This is a genomic window from Pseudomonas donghuensis (assembly GCF_000696345.2).
GTDB classification, from domain to species: domain Bacteria; phylum Pseudomonadota; class Gammaproteobacteria; order Pseudomonadales; family Pseudomonadaceae; genus Aquipseudomonas; species Aquipseudomonas donghuensis.
The window spans coordinates 756,387-774,800 of record NZ_CP071706.1 but is presented as its reverse complement, the minus strand read 5'-3'; the positions used below and the strand labels follow the sequence as shown (position 1 = coordinate 774,800).

The 18,414-nt window shown below is 64.4% G+C and carries 20 protein-coding genes; 13 read left to right on the top strand and 7 right to left on the bottom strand.

The features are described 5' to 3' along the window. The first annotated feature begins 2 nt into the window (after positions 1 to 2). Positions 3 to 599, top strand: coding sequence for a MarC family protein (locus BV82_RS03520; protein WP_036995548.1), 597 nt, complete (start codon positions 3 to 5; stop codon positions 597 to 599). Here BV82_RS03520 and BV82_RS03515 read toward each other — a convergent pair. From BV82_RS03515 to cobG, 7 genes are all read right to left on the bottom strand, one after another. Further along, a complete protein-coding gene (locus BV82_RS03515) occupies positions 596 to 1,222 on the bottom strand; it encodes a hypothetical protein (protein WP_145997595.1) in 627 nt (208 codons plus the stop codon). The two genes, BV82_RS03520 and BV82_RS03515, sit on opposite strands and share 4 nt — an antisense overlap. Beyond that, positions 1,215 to 1,901, bottom strand: a complete 687-nt coding sequence (locus BV82_RS03510; RefSeq protein ID WP_036995547.1) for a hypothetical protein — start codon at positions 1,899 to 1,901, stop codon at positions 1,215 to 1,217. The genes BV82_RS03515 and BV82_RS03510 overlap by 8 nt, the downstream gene beginning before the upstream one ends. Positions 1,902 to 1,971: 70 nt before the next feature. Beyond that, entirely contained in the window at positions 1,972 to 2,667 is a 696-nt protein-coding gene (locus BV82_RS03505) for a hypothetical protein (protein WP_010221676.1), read from the bottom strand. 102 nt (positions 2,668 to 2,769) lie between these two features. Continuing rightward, a complete protein-coding gene (gene cobJ, locus BV82_RS03500) occupies positions 2,770 to 4,470 on the bottom strand; it encodes a precorrin-3B C(17)-methyltransferase (protein WP_036995545.1) in 1,701 nt (566 codons plus the stop codon). Then, a complete protein-coding gene (locus BV82_RS03495; protein WP_420831689.1) occupies positions 4,470 to 5,204 on the bottom strand; it encodes a precorrin-2 C(20)-methyltransferase in 735 nt (244 codons plus the stop codon). The genes cobJ and BV82_RS03495 overlap by 1 nt, the downstream gene beginning before the upstream one ends. Then, the gene (locus BV82_RS03490; protein WP_036995543.1) at positions 5,201 to 5,827 is read right to left on the bottom strand and encodes a precorrin-8X methylmutase; all 627 of its coding nucleotides are present in this window, start codon (positions 5,825 to 5,827) and stop codon (positions 5,201 to 5,203) included. Before BV82_RS03490 ends, BV82_RS03495 begins: the two co-directional genes overlap by 4 nt. After that, a complete protein-coding gene (gene cobG, locus BV82_RS03485) occupies positions 5,820 to 7,154 on the bottom strand; it encodes a precorrin-3B synthase (RefSeq protein ID WP_036995541.1) in 1,335 nt (444 codons plus the stop codon). Before cobG ends, BV82_RS03490 begins: the two co-directional genes overlap by 8 nt. Positions 7,155 to 7,270: 116 nt before the next feature. Here cobG and BV82_RS03480 point away from each other — a divergent pair, with 116 nt between their 5' ends. The 12 genes from BV82_RS03480 (at position 7,271) to BV82_RS03425 (ending at position 18,359) form a co-directional block, all read left to right on the top strand. Next, entirely contained in the window at positions 7,271 to 8,482 is a 1,212-nt protein-coding gene (locus tag BV82_RS03480) for a bifunctional cobalt-precorrin-7 (C(5))-methyltransferase/cobalt-precorrin-6B (C(15))-methyltransferase (RefSeq protein WP_036995539.1), read from the top strand. Continuing rightward, the gene (locus BV82_RS03475) at positions 8,475 to 9,572 is read left to right on the top strand and encodes a cobalt-precorrin-5B (C(1))-methyltransferase (protein WP_010221669.1); all 1,098 of its coding nucleotides are present in this window, start codon (positions 8,475 to 8,477) and stop codon (positions 9,570 to 9,572) included. The genes BV82_RS03480 and BV82_RS03475 overlap by 8 nt, the downstream gene beginning before the upstream one ends. After that, positions 9,569 to 10,282, top strand: a complete 714-nt coding sequence (locus BV82_RS03470) for a cobalt-precorrin-6A reductase (protein ID WP_010221668.1) — start codon at positions 9,569 to 9,571, stop codon at positions 10,280 to 10,282. Before BV82_RS03475 ends, BV82_RS03470 begins: the two co-directional genes overlap by 4 nt. Positions 10,283 to 10,514: 232 nt before the next feature. Further along, positions 10,515 to 10,952 carry an NfeD family protein gene (locus BV82_RS03465; RefSeq protein ID WP_036995537.1) on the top strand — a complete coding sequence of 146 codons (438 nt, stop codon included), beginning with the start codon at positions 10,515 to 10,517 and terminating at the stop codon, positions 10,950 to 10,952. 25 nt (positions 10,953 to 10,977) lie between these two features. Next, complete coding sequence (locus tag BV82_RS03460) at positions 10,978 to 11,835, top strand: SPFH domain-containing protein (protein WP_010221666.1); 858 nt, start codon at positions 10,978 to 10,980, stop codon at positions 11,833 to 11,835. Positions 11,836 to 11,931: 96 nt separating this feature from the next. Continuing rightward, positions 11,932 to 12,324 carry a DUF2946 domain-containing protein gene (locus tag BV82_RS03455; protein WP_010221665.1) on the top strand — a complete coding sequence of 131 codons (393 nt, stop codon included), beginning with the start codon at positions 11,932 to 11,934 and terminating at the stop codon, positions 12,322 to 12,324. A gap of 47 nt (positions 12,325 to 12,371) precedes the next feature. Further along, positions 12,372 to 12,842, top strand: a complete 471-nt coding sequence (locus BV82_RS03450; RefSeq protein ID WP_010221663.1) for a copper chaperone PCu(A)C — start codon at positions 12,372 to 12,374, stop codon at positions 12,840 to 12,842. Positions 12,843 to 12,861: 19 nt separating this feature from the next. After that, a complete protein-coding gene (locus BV82_RS03445; protein WP_036995534.1) occupies positions 12,862 to 13,281 on the top strand; it encodes a DUF2946 domain-containing protein in 420 nt (139 codons plus the stop codon). Between the two features lie 78 nt (positions 13,282 to 13,359). Further along, positions 13,360 to 15,426, top strand: coding sequence for a TonB-dependent copper receptor (locus BV82_RS03440; protein ID WP_010221661.1), 2,067 nt, complete (start codon positions 13,360 to 13,362; stop codon positions 15,424 to 15,426). A 178-nt stretch (positions 15,427 to 15,604) separates the two neighbouring features. Further along, on the top strand, positions 15,605 to 16,393 hold the full coding sequence (locus tag BV82_RS03435) for an ABC transporter ATP-binding protein (RefSeq protein ID WP_010221660.1): 789 nt from the start codon (positions 15,605 to 15,607) through the stop codon (positions 16,391 to 16,393). Further along, entirely contained in the window at positions 16,390 to 17,340 is a 951-nt protein-coding gene (locus tag BV82_RS03430; protein ID WP_010221659.1) for an ABC transporter substrate-binding protein, read from the top strand. The genes BV82_RS03435 and BV82_RS03430 overlap by 4 nt, the downstream gene beginning before the upstream one ends. After that, positions 17,337 to 18,359 carry a FecCD family ABC transporter permease gene (locus BV82_RS03425; protein ID WP_010221658.1) on the top strand — a complete coding sequence of 341 codons (1,023 nt, stop codon included), beginning with the start codon at positions 17,337 to 17,339 and terminating at the stop codon, positions 18,357 to 18,359. Before BV82_RS03430 ends, BV82_RS03425 begins: the two co-directional genes overlap by 4 nt. Positions 18,360 to 18,414: the final 55 nt, after the last annotated feature.

The following is an 18,414-nucleotide window of genomic DNA, read 5'->3' as shown; positions in this document are numbered from 1 at the left end:
CCATGCTCCATGAGTTGTTCAGCGTCTACCTGAAAATGCTCGTGCTCTACAGCCCGTTCTTCGTGCTCTCGTGCTTCATCAGCCTGACCCGCGGCTACTCCAGCAAGGAGCGCAAGCAACTGGCCTGGCGTGTGGCAATCGCCGCGCTGATCGCCAGCGTGCTGCTGTACCTGTTCGGCCGGGTGATCTTCGGCATATTCGGCATCACGGTGGATGCGTTTCGCATCGGCGCCGGCAGCGTGTTGTTCATTTCGGCGCTGGGCATGGCCCAGGGAAAATCGGCGGTGCAAACCGACAATGTGCAGCAGGACGTGACCATCGTACCGTTGACCATACCGCTAACCGTCGGCCCCGGCACCATCGGTGCGCTGCTGGTGATGGGGGTTGGCCAGCCGCACTGGGATGACAAACTGCTGGCCATCGTCAGTATCGCCCTGGCCAGTTTCACCGTCGGCCTGGTGTTGTACCTGTCGAACCGTATCGAGCGGATTCTCGGCGACCAGGGGTTGCAGATTGTCAGCCGCTTGATGGGTTTGTTTGTCTGCGCCCTGGCGGCACAGATCATCTTTACCGGGATCAAGGGTTACCTGGTGCCCTAGACCAGAAATGTGCCCAGGTTGCGCATACGACCGGCCTGGCGCATTTTTTCCACCTTGGCGCGCAGCTCCTGATCGAACAGCGCGACGTTGAAGCGCACCAGCTCGGCCTTGACCTGCCGGGTCTGGCGCTCGCGGAACAGAAAGCCGGCACGCGTCTGCGTAAGCGCCATCGATTCGTGATACAGCACCATGTCTACCTGCCCGGCCTTGCCTGGAGCACAGGGTAGCAATTGAAAAACCCCCGTTTTTTGCACCCGCTGCTCAAAATGCGCCAGCGCGTCGCGTGCGCCCCTGAGGGCCTCCAGGGTCCCCCCCATCGATAGTGCCAGTTCACTACCGCCGCTGACCGCCGCAATGCTGCGCAGAGCCTTGTCGACGATGTTCGGTCGTTCACCGCCGGGCCAGTGCACCTCGCTTGCCTGAAGCGGGTCGTAACCGTAGAACATCAATTGCCGACGGTAATAGTTGAACCAGTCGTCGATCAGTCCCTGCTCGTAGGCATCACGGGTAACCATCTCGGCTGCCGATATGGCCAGTAGCACCGAATCGCGCTGCGCTGCGCTAACCTCGGGATGAAATGACAGGATGCTCGAGTCGGCGACCACGCCCGTTAGCTTACTCATGATTATCACCTTCAGGTTGACTGTCGAGCGCCATCACATAGTTGTGCTCCTGCTGCTTGCGCGCCATCAAACTGCGCAGATCGGCGCGCGAACCCTCGAACATCTTGCCATCCAACACAGCCGCCCCGCCGTTAATCACAACCTCGTTGCATAACACTTCGCCGGCCAACGACTGCTCGATTCCGGCCACTTCAGGCGCCTGTACGAGGGTAATGGAGATACTGCACAGGTCGATTACAGGACCGGGGTGTACCAGCCCGATTTCCATGATCAGAACTGCACCCGTATCGCGTGCCTCGAAAGTAAACCCACCAAAACACTCCAGGCCCTGTGCATCCCGAGTCAACGCCGCAATCCCTTGATCGATGATTGCACTTGCGCCGGTATATCGGGTTTCCAGCCAGAGTTGCAGAGGTTGGATCGCAGAGAGTAGCGAGCAATCAGATGCGGATTTGCTCTCATGATGGAACTTGGTGAAGATCCAGTCGCGTTCAGTCAGGGTGTTGCGATAGCGTTCGTACCACGTCTGGTAATTCAAAAAACGCGAGCCAGCGAACTTGTTCGCCACCAGTTGCGCATACAACACAGAGTCGAGTACCGCCTGGCGTTGATCCGGCAGTACGTCGGGGGCGATAAGCAACAACGAGCCACCATTCACCCATACACAATAGTCTTCCATGATCCCTCCTGGTCCAGTAGAAGCTTGAATGTCAGGATGGCTAAAGCCTCCAGCCATCCCGACCGTCCAATCAGATATCGTGGAGGAGGACACGGCTCTGCTTGTGTTGTTTCAGCTTGTCGATAATGGCATCGCGAATGCTGTGATAGAGCTTGCGGTTCAGCATTAACGCTGCCGCTGCCTCGTAGGTATCAGAAGAGCTGCCCGCCCATTCGAACAAGGCCCAGTCAGCATCTTTACCCGACTTGCTCGTCTGCACAGCACTTGTCACCAGCACGACGTCGTCGCTTTCGGTCACCAGGCAAGCGGCGAGGCCTACAGAGCCGGTTTTGCTATTGTCGGTCTTACGTTTGATTATTTGCTGAGCCTCTTCACTAAGGCCAAGCTTTTTCAGCGCCCCGTCAGCCAGCTTGCGCAGGGCCGTACCCGCCGGCCCGCCCAGAACAGCGCTGCCAATTCCGCTCACGGCTTTGGAGGCAATGGCGCCGATCTTGAGCGATTGGGATCCCGACTCAGTTTTTTGGTACTTCTGACGGACGACGACCCAGCCACAGTCCTGCATGACGCTGAGAAACTTCTTGAACCACTCTTCACACTGGGTATTAGGGTTGAAGAGTTTCCCGGCAACTTCGGAGGAAAACTGATAGGAGTCAATTACATCTTCACGGGTTGGATCTTTGATCTTGCCGGCAATGGCCAGCAGCGCGCCTGGAATAGCGATAGCCAGATCTTTAGAGGGCTCTTCTTTTTTAGCGACGTCGTTCATCTCGAATAATCCTTTATATGAAGCCCCGCTCGACATCGGCGGGAACTTCACACTATTCGAGACACGACCTTCGGTCAGGGCCGAAAGCCTTCCACGCCAGCATCAACCCTGCGCCGGATACCAGCGCGGGGTATAGACCCACTGCCCACCGTCAGCACGGGCAAACTCGCAGGTCGTCGAGGATCCGACCAGCACCATGGTGCGCATATCGACCATGTCCGGTTGCAGCTCACCGAGATTGACCACTTTCAGCGTCTGCCCCGGCCTACCGATGTCGCGGCCAAGGACTACAGGGGTCAGGGCGGTGCGATGCTGGCGGACGATTTCCAGGGCCCGCCCAAGCTGCCACGGGCGCGAGCGCGAGATCGGGTTGTAGAAGGCCAGCGCCAGGTCGGCCTGGCAGGCCAGGTCCAGGCGCTTCTCGATGATCGACCAGGGTTTGAGGTTGTCCGACAGCGACAGCACGCAGAAGTCATGGCCCAAGGGAGCGCCGGCCTGCGCCGCAGTCGCCAGGGAAGCGGAAACACCGGGCAGCATTTCCAGCTCCACTGCATGCCAGTGTGGATCGCTCGACTCGTGCAATGCTTCGAGCACCGCCGCAGCCATGGCAAACACACCTGGGTCGCCCGAAGACACCACCACTACCGAGCGTCCTTGCGCCGCCAGCTCGAAGGCGTGCCGGGCACGCTGCATCTCTTCGCGGTTGTCGGTGCAGTGCAGCACCTGATCGGCACGGAACGGCCCGGCCATGCGCACATAGGTTTCATAGCCGAGCACATCGTTGGCTCGCGCAAGCTCCGCCTTGACCGCCGGCACCATCAGGTCGGCAGCGCCAGGCCCGAGGCCGATCACCGCCAGGCGCCCGCGGGCGCGGCCGATGTGCTGTGGGTCGATCGGCTGGTTCGAGACCACGATGGCCAGGCCATCGCTCACCGGCTGCGGTGGCAGCAATTGCGGCATTGCCTGAGCGGCCAGGGCACTGGCATCGCCGGCACCCGGGGCAAAGCGCAGGGCCACGCCCAGCTCGGCTGCAGCCGCGTGCAGGTCTGGGTTGGCCATGTGCTGCTCTGCTGCCAGCAGGCAGGCCAGCGCCGGCTCGGCAATCCGTGCTGCCTGCAGAGCAGTGCGAATGGCCTGGGCCAGCTCCGGCAGCACCTCGCTGACTGCCACCAGCACACAGCGCGGATAGATCACCAGCTCATTGGCAGAGGCTTCACGGGCGTCACAACCGACATGAATCGCCAGTTGCGCCTGCTCGCTTTGCGGTAGCTGCGCCTGTTCAAGCCAGGGCGCGGCGCCGTCAATGCGCACGCTTTCACCGGCCAGCAGATCGGAAACGAAACGCTTGCCCAGCTCAAGGTCGGCCAGGGCATAACCGCTGGGCGGGTTGAGCAGGCAGGCACCGAAACGCAGCTCGCCACTGGTGGTGATCGCCGCCGCCACACCCAGGCCGGCACCGATTTCCCGGGCCATGAGATTGACCCCGCCGAGGCCGCCGAGCAGCGGCACCACGGCACTGCCATCCTCGGCCACCGCCAGTACCGGCGGCTCGGCGCCCTTCTCCAGCAACAGGCCGGCCAGGGTGCGGATGACGATGCCGGCAGCGCACAGGGCGATGATTGGCGTGTCTTGCTGATAGAGCTGGCGCACGGTAGCGCCGAACGCCTGGTAACTGCGGTCGGCGCCTTCGACCCGGCCTTCAAGGCCATGGATCAGCGCATCCGGGTACAACTGCTGGATCTTACGGGCAGTGGCCAGGCTGCCTTTGCCAAGGATGACGATGGCCGGGGCTTTACGGGTCATCAACCTTGCCACCTTTCACCGGGCACGATGATCAGCGAGAAGTATGGCGAGGACTGCGGATCGACCTCGTCCAGGGCGACGATCTTCTGGTTGGCCATGGTCGCCCGCTCCACATACAGGGCCCGTTCGGCCAGGCCGAGCTCGGCCAGCACATCGCGAACCTTGGGGAAGTTACGCCCAAGTTTCATGATCACCGCGGCATCGGCATCGGCCAGGCGGCGCTTGAGTTCATCATGGGGCAGCACGCCGGAGAGCACCGACAGGCTCTGGTTGCGATACACCAGCGGCGCACCGAGCACCGAGGCGCCGCCGAGCATCGAGCAGACCCCCGGGATCACCTGGGCTTCGTAGCGTTCGGAGAGACGGTCATGCAGGTACATATAGGAGCCGTAAAAGAACGGATCGCCTTCGCAGATCACCGCCACGTCGCGGCCGGCATCCAGGTGCGCGGCAACCTCAAGGCTGGCGGCATCGTAAAAATCGCTAATGACCTGTTCATAAGACAACGGCGCCGGCAGCACTTCGGTGGTCACCGGGTACACCAATGGCAGCAAGGTCTGGGCTTCCTGCAGATGGCTTTCGATGATGCCGAAGGCGTTGCCGCGCTTGCCCTTGGCAACGAAGTAGGCCACCACTGGCGACTCGCGCAGCAGGCGCAATGCCTTGACGGTGATCAGTTCCGGGTCGCCGGGTCCGACGCCCAGGCCCAGCAAACGTCCATGAGCCTGCATCATTCGACCTCCGTGGCCAGCGCATTGACCGCCGCAGCGGCCATGGCGCTGCCGCCCAGGCGCCCCTGCATGATCACGAACGGCACGCCACGGCTGTCGGCGGCGAGCATCGCCTTGGATTCGGCAGCGCCGACAAAGCCCACCGGGAAGCCGAGGATCAGCGCGGGTTTGGGCGCGCCGGCGTCGAGCATTTCCAGCAGGTAGAACAGCGCAGTCGGCGCGTTGCCGATCACCACCACGCTGCCTTCCAGGTGCGGCCGCCACAGCTCCAGGGCCACCGCCGAACGGGTGTTGCCCAGCTCGCGGGCAAGCGCCGGCACCTGCTCGTCGCGTAGGGTGCAGATCACCAGGTTGTTGGCTGGCAGGCGTGCACGGGTAATACCCTCGGACACCATCCGCGCATCGCAGAGGATCGGCGCGCCGGCGGCCAGGGCATCGCGCCCGGCCTTGCCGGCACCCGAAGAGAACTGCAGGCCATCGATCGCATCGACCATGCCGCAGGCGTGAATCACGCGGACCGCGAGCTTTTCCAGATCGGCCGGGATGCGATCGAGCCGGGCTTCCTCTCGAATGATCGCGAAGGAATTGCGATAGATCTCCTGACCATCGCGGATGTAATCAATCATCAAGGGTGCTCCGTGAGCCGGCGTCTAGCAGTGCGCCGGCTTCTTTTAGTGTGAGGTTGCGTGCGCGCAGGCGGCCGAAGCCCGGCTCGGTTGCGTCACGCAGGTACAAGTCGTAGTGGCCGGGGCTTTGCGCCAGCAAGGTGGCGTGCGCCACGTGGGCCATGGCACAAGAGCGCGGACAGCCACTCAGGTGCACGCTGGCCGGGGCACCGGGGGCCAGCAGAGTCGCCAGCAGGCGGGCATCGCCCTTGGTTTCGGCCTGGCCCTTGGCACAGCCGGCGGAACCGGTGCAGGCGACCAGACGGGACAGTTGTTCACTCGCCGAGACCAGCAGCCCCAGTTGGGCCAGACTCTCGCTGACCCGCTCGGCATGGCGCTGGGCAATAGCGGGCAGCAACAGGCTTTGCCAGGGTGTCATGCGCAGGGTGCCGTCGCCCTGTTCACGTGCTAGCCGGGCCGCGCCGCGCAGCATCGAAGGGTTCAGGCGGCCCAGCGGCGCTGCGGCACCGACAGCGCTCAGGCCGGTTTGCAGTTGGGGATAAATGCCCAGATAGCTAGCCGCTGTCAGCGAGCGGCGCCATTGACAGACCGCTGCGTCAGCCCGGATCGGCAAGCCCAACCCGGCGGTAATGGCCTGCGGTGCATACTCGGCCAGCAACTGGCGCATCCGTGTTTGCTCTGGGCGGGCCAGGTCGAGAAAACGGTTGAGCACCGCCAGCACCAGCTCATGGCCCTGGCTCAGGGGCACAGCGCCCAATGGCGCATCCTTGGCCGGGCACCCGGCCAGACCGAACGCCAGCCACAGTTCGTCGTCAAGCTTCAGCGGGCTGAGCCACAGGTCATGGGGGTGCTCGAGCATCGCCAGGGCCTCGCCGCCATCCAGCTGCACGGCGAACTTGGCCGAGAGCTGATGAAAGCGCGGGGTGGTTTCCAGCGACTGCAGCACCTGCTGCGCCAGTGGCCGGGTGTCGAGCAGCATCTGCGGATCGATGCCTGCGGTGGGGCTGAGCATCAGGTTGCGCACATCGTCGCCGGCGGCCTCGCGTGGCCCAAGGCCGGCAGCCAGCAGCAGCTCGATCAGCCCGCTATGGTCGCAGCCGATGCCGCGAATCTGCAGGTTGCCACGGTTGGTGACTTCAATTTCACCACTGGCATAACGCTCGGCCGCCGCCGCAACGGCCTCGGCCTGATCCGCCGTCAGCGCTCCGCCTGCCAGCTTGATCCGGCAGATGCCGCCGTCCAGCGCCTGGACGATGCGCCACAACCCTGGACAGGCCGAGGGACGCAGCGAAGCTTGGGGCTGGTGGGCCGATACAGGCTGGTTCAAAAGGTCACCCGGCAATCGTGAAAAGGCACTTCAGTGTAGAAGGCGCGGTATTATGCCTGCTTTGTCCGAAGGCATGAAAAGCCTGCCGGTCGGATTGCGTTGAATTGAGGAAATCCATGTCGCCCTGGCTGACAGTAGTAGGTATCGGTGAAGACGGTTTCAGTGGCCTGGGCAAGAATGCCCGGCGCGCACTGCTGGGCGCCTCACGGGTGTTTGGCGGCCAGCGCCAGCTGGATCTGCTGCCGCACTGCATCACTGGCGAACGCCTGCTCTGGCCCAGCCCTTTTTCCCTGGCGCCGGTCCTGGCCCTGCGTGGCGAACCGGTGTGCGTGCTGGCCAGCGGCGACCCGATGTTCTATGGCGTTGGCGCAAGCCTTGCGCGGCAGCTCGATGTCAGTGAAATGAACGTGCTGCCGATGCCCTCCTCCTGCGCCCTGGCCGCCGCCCGCCTGGGCTGGCCGTTGCAGGAGGTACTGAGCCTTTCGGTGGTGGCGCGGCCGATCGCGGCGCTCAACGCTCATCTGTACAGCGGCATGCGCCTGCTGGTGCTGAGCAACGATGGCAGCAGCCCGGCTGCCATCGCCGCATTGCTGCGTGAGCGCGGTTTCGGGCCGAGCCGGCTGCAGGTCTTCGAGCACCTTGGCGGCAACGCCGAACGCCGACTCGAGGGCACTGCCGAGCACTTTGCGCACACACAGGTTGCCGACTTGAACCTGATCGCCATCGAATGCCTGGCCGCACCCGATGCGCCGCGCCTGTCGCCCCTGGCCGGTCTGCCGGACAGCGCCTTCAAACACGATGGCCAGCTGACCAAGCGCGATGTGCGTGCCATTACCCTGGCGCGCCTGGCGCCGCGACCGGGTGAACTGCTCTGGGATGTCGGCGCTGGCAGCGGCTCGATCGGCATCGAGTGGATGCGCGCCCACCCCAGTTGCCGGGCGCTGGCCATCGAGTCCGATAAGGGGCGCCAGCAGTTGATCGAACACAACCGCGATGCCCTCGGCGTGCCCGGCCTGCAATTGATCCGCGGCCGCGCACCGATGGCCCTGCAGGGCCTGGAGCGCCCTGATGCCATTTTCATCGGCGGCGGCGTGACCCGCGCAGGCGTGTTGCAGCATTGCTGGGAGCAACTGCGCCCGGGCGGGCGTCTGGTGGCCAATGCCGTGACCCTGCAAAGCGAGCTGGCCCTGGTCAACTGGCGCGAGCAGCATGGCGGCGAGCTGACCCGCATCCATATCGCCCAGGCGCAACCGCTGGGCGAGTTCGATACCTGGCGCCAGGCCCTGCCGATTACCCTGCTAGAAGCGGTCAAGCCTGTCGATGCGTGACGAGACCCGGGAACAACCCGCCCCGCTGCGCAGCGGCCTGACCACCGGCAGCTGCGCCACCGCTACCAGCCTCGCAGCGGCCCGCCTGCTGCTTGCCGGCGAGGGCAATGACGCCGTGCACATCACCCTGCCCAAGGGCAAGGTGGTGCAGATGCGCCTGGAGTTCTGCCGCCTGCTGGAGGATGGCGCCGAGGCCGGCACCCTCAAGGATGCCGGCGATGACCCGGACGTTACCCACGGCGCCCTGCTTTACAGCCGCGTGCGTTTACAGGCGGAGCCTGGCGTACGCTTTGTCGCTGGCAAGGGCGTCGGCACGGTGACCCGCCCCGGGCTGGTACTGGCGGTTGGCGAGCCGGCCATCAACCCGGTACCCCGGCGGATGATGACCGAACACCTGCAGCGCCTGGCCGCCGAACACGCTTATGCAGGCGGGTTCGAGGTCACGGTGAACGTCCAGGACGGTGAAAGCCTGGCGCTGAAAACCATGAACCCGCGCCTGGGCATTCTTGGCGGCCTGTCGATCCTCGGCACCAGCGGGATTGTCCGGCCGTTCTCCTGCTCGGCCTACATTGCCTCGATCCACCAGGGCATCGACGTGGCGAAAACCAACGGTTACCAACACATCGCCGCCTGTACCGGCAACGCCAGCGAAGACACCATGCGCCGAGTCTACAACCTGCCGGAAATCGCCCTGATCGAAATGGGCGACTTTGTCGGCGCGGTGCTCAAGCACCTGCGCAAAGTGCCTGTGGATAAACTCAGCCTGTGCGGTGGCTTTGGCAAGATCAGCAAGCTGGCCGCCGGGCACATGGACCTGCACAGCCGCCATTCGAGCATCGACCTGCCGCAACTGGCCGACTGGGCGGCAGCGATCGGTGCCGACGACGCCTTGCAAGACGCGATTCGCCAGGCCAACACCAGCCAGCAGGCGCTGGCCCTGGCCAGCGCCGCCGGCGTTGCCCTGGGCGACGCGGTCTGCGCCCATGCCCTGGCCTTTGCCCGCAGCGTAGTACCGGCGCAGGTGCAGGTGGAGGTGTTTGCCATCGATCGCCAGGGTGGCATCGTTGGCCATGCGGGGGGCTTTGCATGAAACGCATCCTGTTGCTCGGCGGCATCACCGAGGCCCTGGCCATTGCCCGCACCCTGGACCCGCAGCACGTCTACAGCCTGGCCGGAATTGGCCGGGTGCCCACTGACCTGAAGTGCCAGGTGCGGGTCGGAGGCTTTGGCGGTGCCGAGGGTTTGGCCGCTTACCTGCTTGCGCACAACATCGATCTGCTGATCGACGCCACCCACCCCTACGCCGCCCGGATCAGCGCCAACGCCGCTCGCGCCGCGCAGCTCACCGGCGTGCCGTGCTGGGCTTTGCGCCGCCCGGCATGGCAAGCCCAGGCCGGCGATGACTGGCGCGAGGTGGCCGACTGGGCCGAGTTGATCGATGCCCTGCGCCCGTTCCAGCGGCCGCTGTTCACCCTCGGCCGTGAGCCGCTGCAGCATCTGCAGGAAATTCCCGCCCATCAGTTCTGGACCTTGCGCGCCCTTGAAGCCTGCCCTGGCAATGAGCGCTGCGAAGTGATCGGCGCACGCGGGCCGTTTCACCTGGACGACGAACGCGCGCTGTTCGAGCGGCGGCAGATCGATGTGCTGATCAGCAAGAACAGTGGCAGCGGGGCGACCGAACCCAAACTTGAAATCGCCAGGCAACGGCGAGTGCCGGTGTTGATCCTCAAGCGACCGGAACTGCCGCCAGTCGACAGAGAATTCTTCAGCCCTTCAGAGTTATTGGCAGACCTGCCTTGATGGATTTGCTTGCACCACAACCTGTGGGAGCGGGACTTGCCAGCGATCGACCGCAGAGCGGTCGCAATCCAGACAACACAGCTTTATCGCCTAGCCTGGCCTCATCGCTGGCAAGCCAGCCCCCACAGAAGGCGAGCTATATTTTAGGAGGTTTCTTACTGGGTTGATTTGCCCCATCCCCACCCCACTGCCTTACACTACGCCCCTCCTCACCCCGGAAGACTTCACCCATATGGAAATGCAATGGTGGATCTGGCTGGTATTCGGTTTCGGCCTTGTAGTGCTCGAACTGGTCCTGCCAACCTTCTTCATCCTCTGGTTCGGCATAGGCGCCGTGCTGGTTTCGTTCATCGCCTTTCTGGCGCCGAGCCTGCAACTCGACATGCAAATGCTGCTATGGGTGGTGTTCTCATCCATCACCACGCTGTTGTGGTTCAAGGTGTTTCGCAAGAAGCAGCCAGACACCCGCTGGACCGCCGACAGCGTGATCGGCGAGGTCGGCCTGCTCACCGCCACAGTCTCTGAATTCCAGAAAGGCCGCGTGCGCTTCCAGAAACCCATCCTGGGCAACGAGGAGTGGATCTGCGTTGCCAATGCCGAGATCCCCTCGGGCGAGCGCGTGCGCATCACCGCCATCGAAGGCAATACCGCCCGGGTTACCCGGGCCTGATCAGCAAAAAAGGAAGCTTTGACTCATGACCAGCCTTATCGTCGTCGGCACGATCGCCGCATTCGCCCTCCTCACCCTGTTCAAGGGCGTGCGCATCGTGCCCCAGGGCGAGGAGTGGATCGTCGAGCGCCTGGGCCGCTACCACAGCACCCTCAAGCCAGGCCTGAACCTGCTGATCCCGTACATGGACGTGGTCGCCTACCGCCTGCCGACCAAGGACATCATCCTCGATGTACAGCAGCAGGAAATCATTACCCGCGACAACGCGGTGATCGTCGCCAACGCCCTGTGCTTCGCCAAGGTCGTCGACCCGCAGAAGGCCGCCTACGGTGTCCAGGACTTCACCTTCGCAGTGACCAGCCTGACCATGACCTCGCTGCGCGCCATCGTCGGCGCCATGGACCTGGACGAAGCGCTGTCGAGCCGCGAACAGATTAAGGCGCGCCTGCGCGAAGCCATGTCCGAGCAGACCGAAGACTGGGGCGTGACCGTGCGCTCGGTAGAGATCCAGGACATCAAGCCGTCGCAGAACATGCAGGCGGCCATGGAGCGCCAGGCCGCCGCCGAGCGTGAACGTAAAGCCGACGTCACCCGGGCCGAAGGCGCCAAGCAGGCCGCCATCCTTGAAGCCGAAGCGCGCCAGCAGGCAGCCAAGCTCGACGCCGAAGCGCAGATCAACCTCGCCGAAGCCTCGGCGCGTTCGATCACCCTGGTCAAGGACGCGGTGGGTACCGAGATCACCCCGGCAATGTACCTGCTGGGCGAGCGTTACATCGGCGCCATGGAGAGCCTTGCCAGCAGCGACAACGCCAAGGTCGTGGTGCTGCCCGCCGACCTGCAGGAAACCGTGCGCGGGCTGATGGGCCGCAACAAGCAGGCCTGATGCTGGCCGGGTGTGCGGCACTTCACCGCACCCCCGGTAATTTTCCCTATACTGGGCGTTACAATAGCCACCTCTGATTCCTGACCGGATCTTTCCATGTCCCCATATCGGCCCGCCATTGCCTGGATCGCCTGCTTCGCAGTGCTGTTCAATCTGCTGGCCATGCCGTTGGCGTCCGCAGCCCCCAAGGGGCCGGCCGAACAACTGCTATGGGGCGCCTTCTGTTCGAGTGTCGGCGGCAAGGCCAAGGCGCAAATCATTGCCCTGGGCAAGATCGACCTCGGCCAGCAAGGCGATGATCACTCCAGCATGCAGCACTGCTGGTGCTGCTCTGGCGCAGCGCCCTTGCTGGCATTGCCTGGCCACCCACCACGCTTGCTGATGCCCAGCCAGGATTTCGCCCGTGCGCCTGCGCTGCTTGCCATCCACCAGCCAACACCCCGGCAACAGTGGCCGGCCCTCAACCCACGCGCCTCCCCTCTGGTCTGAGTTCACTGCGCTACCTGCTGCGAACCTGAATCGACTGGAGAATCACCATGTTCAAGAACGCCCTGCTGCTGGCCGCACTGATGCTGCCGGCGACCTTTGCCAATGCCCATGAATACACCGTAGGCGAGCTGCATATCGCTCACCCGTGGTCGCAGGAACTGCCGCCCAACGCGCCCAACGTGGCGGCCTATTTCGTCGTGCATAACAACGGCAAGACGGCCGACACCCTGCTCAGCGTCAACAGCCCGATCAGCGACGATGCCCAGTTGCACGAGCATGTGCACAAGGACGGCCTGATGAAAATGCAGCAGGTACAGAGCGTCGACGTCCCTGCCGGTGGCGACCTGAAGTTCGCCCCCGGTGCCTACCACGTGATGCTGATGCAGCCCAAGGACCGCAGCCTGCTGGCTGATGGCAAGCGCTTCCCGCTGACCCTGCATTTCAAGAACGCCGGTGATATCACCGTCGAGGTCGCGGTACAGAAGCAGGCACCCGAGGAAGCCGCCCACAGCCATTGATCGCTGAAGGCTGCCCGGCGTGACGATCGCCCGCAGCAGGTTCAGCCACACCGCGCGTCCTGAGTCGAGGACGGTTCGCGGCAGCTGGCTGAGCCTGTTCGCCATGTTGATGATCTTTATCGGCCCACTGGTTTCCCAGTCGATGCCGATGGATCACCGTGCCATGCCGGCCGGCATGAGCATGGACAGCGCTGCCGATTATTGCCATGCCGACAGCCACCACGGTGGCAGCCCGGCGCTGAAGGTGATCTGGGAGAAATGCGGCTATTGCAGCCTGTTCTTCCATTGCCCGGCGCTGCCCCAGGCCCTGAGCCTGCTCAACACCGAAGCCGTTCCCGCCAGCCACCGACTGCTCGTCCACCCGCGCCAGGGCCATGCCCGGCAGACGGTATTCCCCGGCGCCCGCAGCCGCGCGCCGCCTTCCCCCATCGTCGTCTGAGCCCACTACCTGCGCCCGAAGTCCGGCAACTGCCGTCGACTGCGCGCACCCTTATGACTGATCGATGTTGGAATCATTATGTCCGGCTGCACCGCTGTTTTTCGTCTGTCCCTGCAAGGGACCATCGCCGTGATCTGCGGCACCCTGCTCAGCCCCCTGGCCCTGGCCGCCAACCAGGCCCAGGACACGCATGTCCATGACCAGGCCGAACTGAGCCCGACGGTGATCACCGCCGTGGCTCCCAGCTCGCCACTGACCATCGTCACCAACCCCAAGGACCCACGCCAGCCGGTACCGGCCAGTGATGGCGCCGACTACCTGAAAACCATCCCGGGCTTTTCGGCCATTCGCGCTGGTGGCACCAATGGTGACCCGGTCCTGCGCGGCATGTTCGGCTCACGCCTGAACATCCTCACCAACGGCGGCGTGATGCTCGGCGCCTGCCCCAACCGCATGGATGCCCCGACTTCGTACATCTCGCCGGAAACCTACGACCGCCTGACCGTGATCAAGGGCCCGCAAAGCGTGATCTGGGGCCCGGGCGCCTCGGCCGGGACCATCCTCTTTGACCGCGAGCCGGAAAAATTCGGCGAGCTCGGCAGCCGCGTCAACGCCAGCCTGCTGGGTGGCTCCAACGGCCGCTTCGACAAGGTGCTGGATGCCGCCGCCGGCAATCGCTACGGCTATGCGCGTTTCGTCGGCAACCAGTCGCGCTCCGATGACTATGAAGACGGTAATGGCGACACCGTGCCGTCGCGCTGGGACAAATGGAACGGTGACGTCGCCCTGGGCTGGACGCCGGACGCCGACACCCTGGTGGAACTGACCGCCGGCAAGGGCGACGGTGAAGCCCGCTACGCCGGGCGCGGCATGGACGGCTCGCAGTTCAAGCGCGAAAGCCTTGGCCTGCGTTTCGAGAAGTCCAACATCGGCGAGGTCTGGGACAAGCTCGAAGCCCAGGTCTACTACAACTATGCCGACCACGTGATGGACAACTACAGCCTGCGCACGCCCTCGGGCATGGGCATGATGGGCATGCCGATGGTCAGCAACGTCGACCGACGGACCCTTGGCGGGCGAATCAAGGGCACTTGGCGCTGGGATGACCTGCAACTGATCAGCGGCATCGACGCGCAGACCAACGAACACCGCCAACGCGGCGGCATGGGCATCGATGCGCACAAGCACATGGCCTGGACCAAGGACGCCGACTTCCACAACTACGGGGTGTTCGGCGAACTGACCTGGTACGCCGCCGAACAGGACCGGCTGATCACCGGCGCGCGCCTGGACCGTGCCTCGGCCAAGGACTACCGAGCCACCAGCGCCACTCGCGACAATACCCGCGCCGATACCCTGCCCAGCGGTTTTATCCGCTACGAGCATGACCTGGTGGACGTTCCCGCCACCACCTACGTCGGCCTCGGCCACGCCCAGCGCTTTCCCGACTACTGGGAGCTGTTCTCGCCCAAGTCCGGTCCGGCCGGTTCAGTCAACGCCTTCGACAGTATCAAGCCGGAGAAAACCACCCAGCTCGACTTCGGCATCCAGTACCAGACCGAGACCATCGACGCCTGGGCCTCGGGCTATGTCGGGCAGATTCGCGATTACATCCTCTTCGACTACCGGCCGGGGATGATGGGCATGCCCAGCTCGCGCGCGCAGAACATCGACGCGCGGATCATGGGCGGCGAACTGGGCGCGGCGTACAAGTTGACCAGCAACTGGAAAGCCGACGCCACCCTCGCCTACGCGTGGGGCAAGAACAGCAGCGACGGCAAGGCACTGCCGCAGATGCCACCGCTGGAAAGCCGCCTGGGCCTGACCTACAGCCGTGATGTGTGGAGCGCCGGCGCCTTGTGGCGCCTGGTCGCGGCACAAAACCGCATCGCCGAGAATTCCGGCAACGTGGTGGGCAAGGACTATGAGAAGAGCGGCGGTTTCGGCGTGTTCTCGCTCAACGGCGCCTACAAGGTCAGCAACAACCTCAAACTCAGTGCCGGGGTCGACAACCTGTTCGACAAGGCGTACGCCGAGCACTTGAACCTGGCGGGCAATGCCGGCTTCGGCTTCCCGGCCAGCGACCCGCAGCCGATCAATGAGCCGGGGCGTACGTTCTGGACCAAGGTCGACCTGAGTTTCTGACCCACCCCGGGCGCGATTACTGATCGCGCCTTCCCCAGGCAACACGGGAGCGGGCTTGCCCCGCGAGACCCTGCGACTGAAGAACCGCTATCGCGGGGCAAGGCGAATCGCCACGCCGCCGCTCCTACAGCAAATCCGTTAACATAGGCCCCCGCTTTTTCAGGCCCGCAGGACCTTGATGAGTACCCTGAGTATCAGCGACCTGTACTGGTCGCCCCTGGGCCACGGCCACTGCCACCACCAGTTCCAGCTGCGCGCCGTTGAGCTGCAGGTCGGCGTCGGCGAGTTCGTCGGCCTGATCGGCCCCAACGGCAGCGGCAAGACCAGCCTGCTGCGCTGCGCCTACCGCTTCAACAAGCCGGAACGCGGCCAGGTGCGCCTGGGCGCACATGACCTGTGGCAGCAGTCTTCGCGCTGGTGCGCCCAGCGCATTGCCGTGGTGCTGCAGGAGTTTCCCGATGCCTTCGGCCTGAATGTCGAGGAAGTCGTCGCCATGGGCCGCACGCCCCATAAAGGCCTGTTCGACGGCGACAGTCACGCGGATCGCCAGTTGGTGCAACAGGCCTTGCAGGCGGTCGGCCTGCAGGGTTTTGATGACCACACCTTCGCCAGCCTGTCCGGCGGCGAGAAGCAGCGAGTGATCCTCGCCCGCGCCCTGGTCCAGCAACCCCAGGTGTTGATCCTCGATGAGCCGACCAACCACCTCGACCCCCGTTATCAGCTGGAGCTGTTGCAGCAGGTGCGGCGCCTGGGCATTGGCACCCTGGCGAGCATCCATGACTTGAACCTGGCTGCGGCCTTCTGTGATCGCCTGTATGTGCTCGATCACGGGCGCATCGTCGCCAGCGGCACGCCTGACCAGGTGCTGACTGCCGAGTTGCTGCAGGAGGTGTTCGGCGTGCAAGCGCTGATCGACCGCCACCCTCTGGCTGACCACCCACGCCTTACCTGGATAACCCAGCGATGATTCGATCCACCCTGCTGCTCGGCCTGGCCTTGCTGCTGGCCAGCCCCGGCGTTTTCGCCGAGGCGACCCAATACCCGTTGACCGTGCAGAGCTGCAACCGCCAGGTGACCTTCACCCAAGCCCCGGAGCATGCCCTGAGCCATGACATCAACATGACCCAGATGATGCTCGCCCTCGGCCTGCGCTCGCGCATGGTCGGCTACAGCGGCGTCAGCGGCTGGAAGGCGGTGACCCCGCAGTTGCGCAAGCAACTCGACGGCCTGCCGGAACTGGCGGCCAAGTACCCGTCGGTGGAAACCCTGCTCAACGCCAATGTCGACTTCCTGTTCGCCGGCTGGGACTACGGCATGCGCGTCGGTGGCGACCTGACGCCACAGAGCCTGGCGCCGCTGGGCATCCCGGTCTATGAGTTGACCGAGTCCTGCGCCTTTGTCATGAAGCGCCCGGCCGCGAGCCTGGATGACACCTATACCGACCTGCGCAACCTCGGCAGGATCTTCGACGTGCAGGAACGCGCCGAGCGACTGATCGGTGAGATGCAACAGCGCGTCGCCGTGGTCCAGCAGCACTTGCCGGCACAGCGCCCACGGGTGTTTCTCTACGACAGCGGCGAAGACCGGGCCATGACCTCCGGGCGCCTGGGCATGCCCGAGGCGCTGATCGCCGCAGCGGGCGGGCGCAATGTGCTCGACGACATCGAGGCCAGCTGGACCCGGGTCAACTGGGAGAGCGTGGTCGAACGCAACCCCGAGGTGATCGTCATCGTCGACTATGGCGAAGTCAGCGCCGCGCAGAAGCAGGCGTTTCTCCAACAGCACCCAGCCCTGCAATCGGTCGATGCGATCCGCAACAAGCGCTTCGTGGTCATTCCTTACGTAGCGGCCACGCCAAGCCTTGAGAACGTCGAAGCCATCGAGACCATCGCCAAGAGCCTGCACGGCGCATGAGGTCCGCAAGCGCCCGTCATCGCCTGTTGCTGCTCGGGCTGTTCGCCCTGCTGCTGGTCTCCTGCGTGGTCTCCCTGGGCTTCGGCTCGGCACCGGTGCCGGTCGAGGTGGTCTGGCGGGTCCTGCTGTTCAAGCTGTTCGGCGTTACCGGCGAAGCGCCTGCATGGAGCACCGGCCAGGAGCATATCGTCTGGTTGATTCGCGTGCCGCGCATGCTCCTGGCGGCGCTGGTCGGCGGCGGCCTGGCGATGATTGGCGCCGTACTGCAGGCCGTGACCCGCAACCCGCTGGCCGACCCGCACCTGCTCGGCGTCACCTCCGGGGCAACACTCGGTGCAGTACTGGTGGTGCTGCATATCGGTGAACTGCTGGGTGTGTTGACCTTGCCCCTGGCGGCCTTCATCGGTGCCCTGTGCAGCATGCTGCTGGTGCTGGCCATCGCCAGCCGCCACGGCCGCCTGGACAGCGACCGTCTGCTGCTCTGCGGCGTGGCGGTGGCCTTTGTGATGATGGCAGCGGCTAACCTGCTGCTGTTTCTCGGTGATCACCGGGCAAGCTCGGCGGTGATGTTCTGGATGCTCGGCGGCCTGGGCCTGGCGCGCTGGGAGCTGCTGCCGATTCCGGCCATCAGCGTGTTGCTGGGGCTGGCCTTGCTGCTGGGCATGGCCCGCTCGCTGAACGCGCTGATGGCCGGTGAGCAGACCGCCGTGACCCTTGGCCTGAATGCGCGCAAGGTCCGTCTGCTGGCGTTTCTGATCTGTTCGCTGTTGACCGGCGTGCTGGTGGCGATCAGTGGCTCGATCGGCTTTGTCGGCTTGATGGTGCCGCACATCGCCCGGCGCCTGGTCGGTGCCGAGCACAGCCGCCTGCTGCCGGTGTGCCTGCTGCTGGGCAGCCTGTTCCTGATCTGGGTCGACGTCGCCGCGCGCACGTTGATCTCGCCCGAGGACCTGCCCATCGGCATCGCCACCGCCGCCATTGGTGGCTTGTTCTTTATCGGCCTGATGCGCCGACGTTGATCGCGGTCAACACCGCCGGCGCCTTGAGACGTATTGTCGCGCTAGCGCCAGGAAG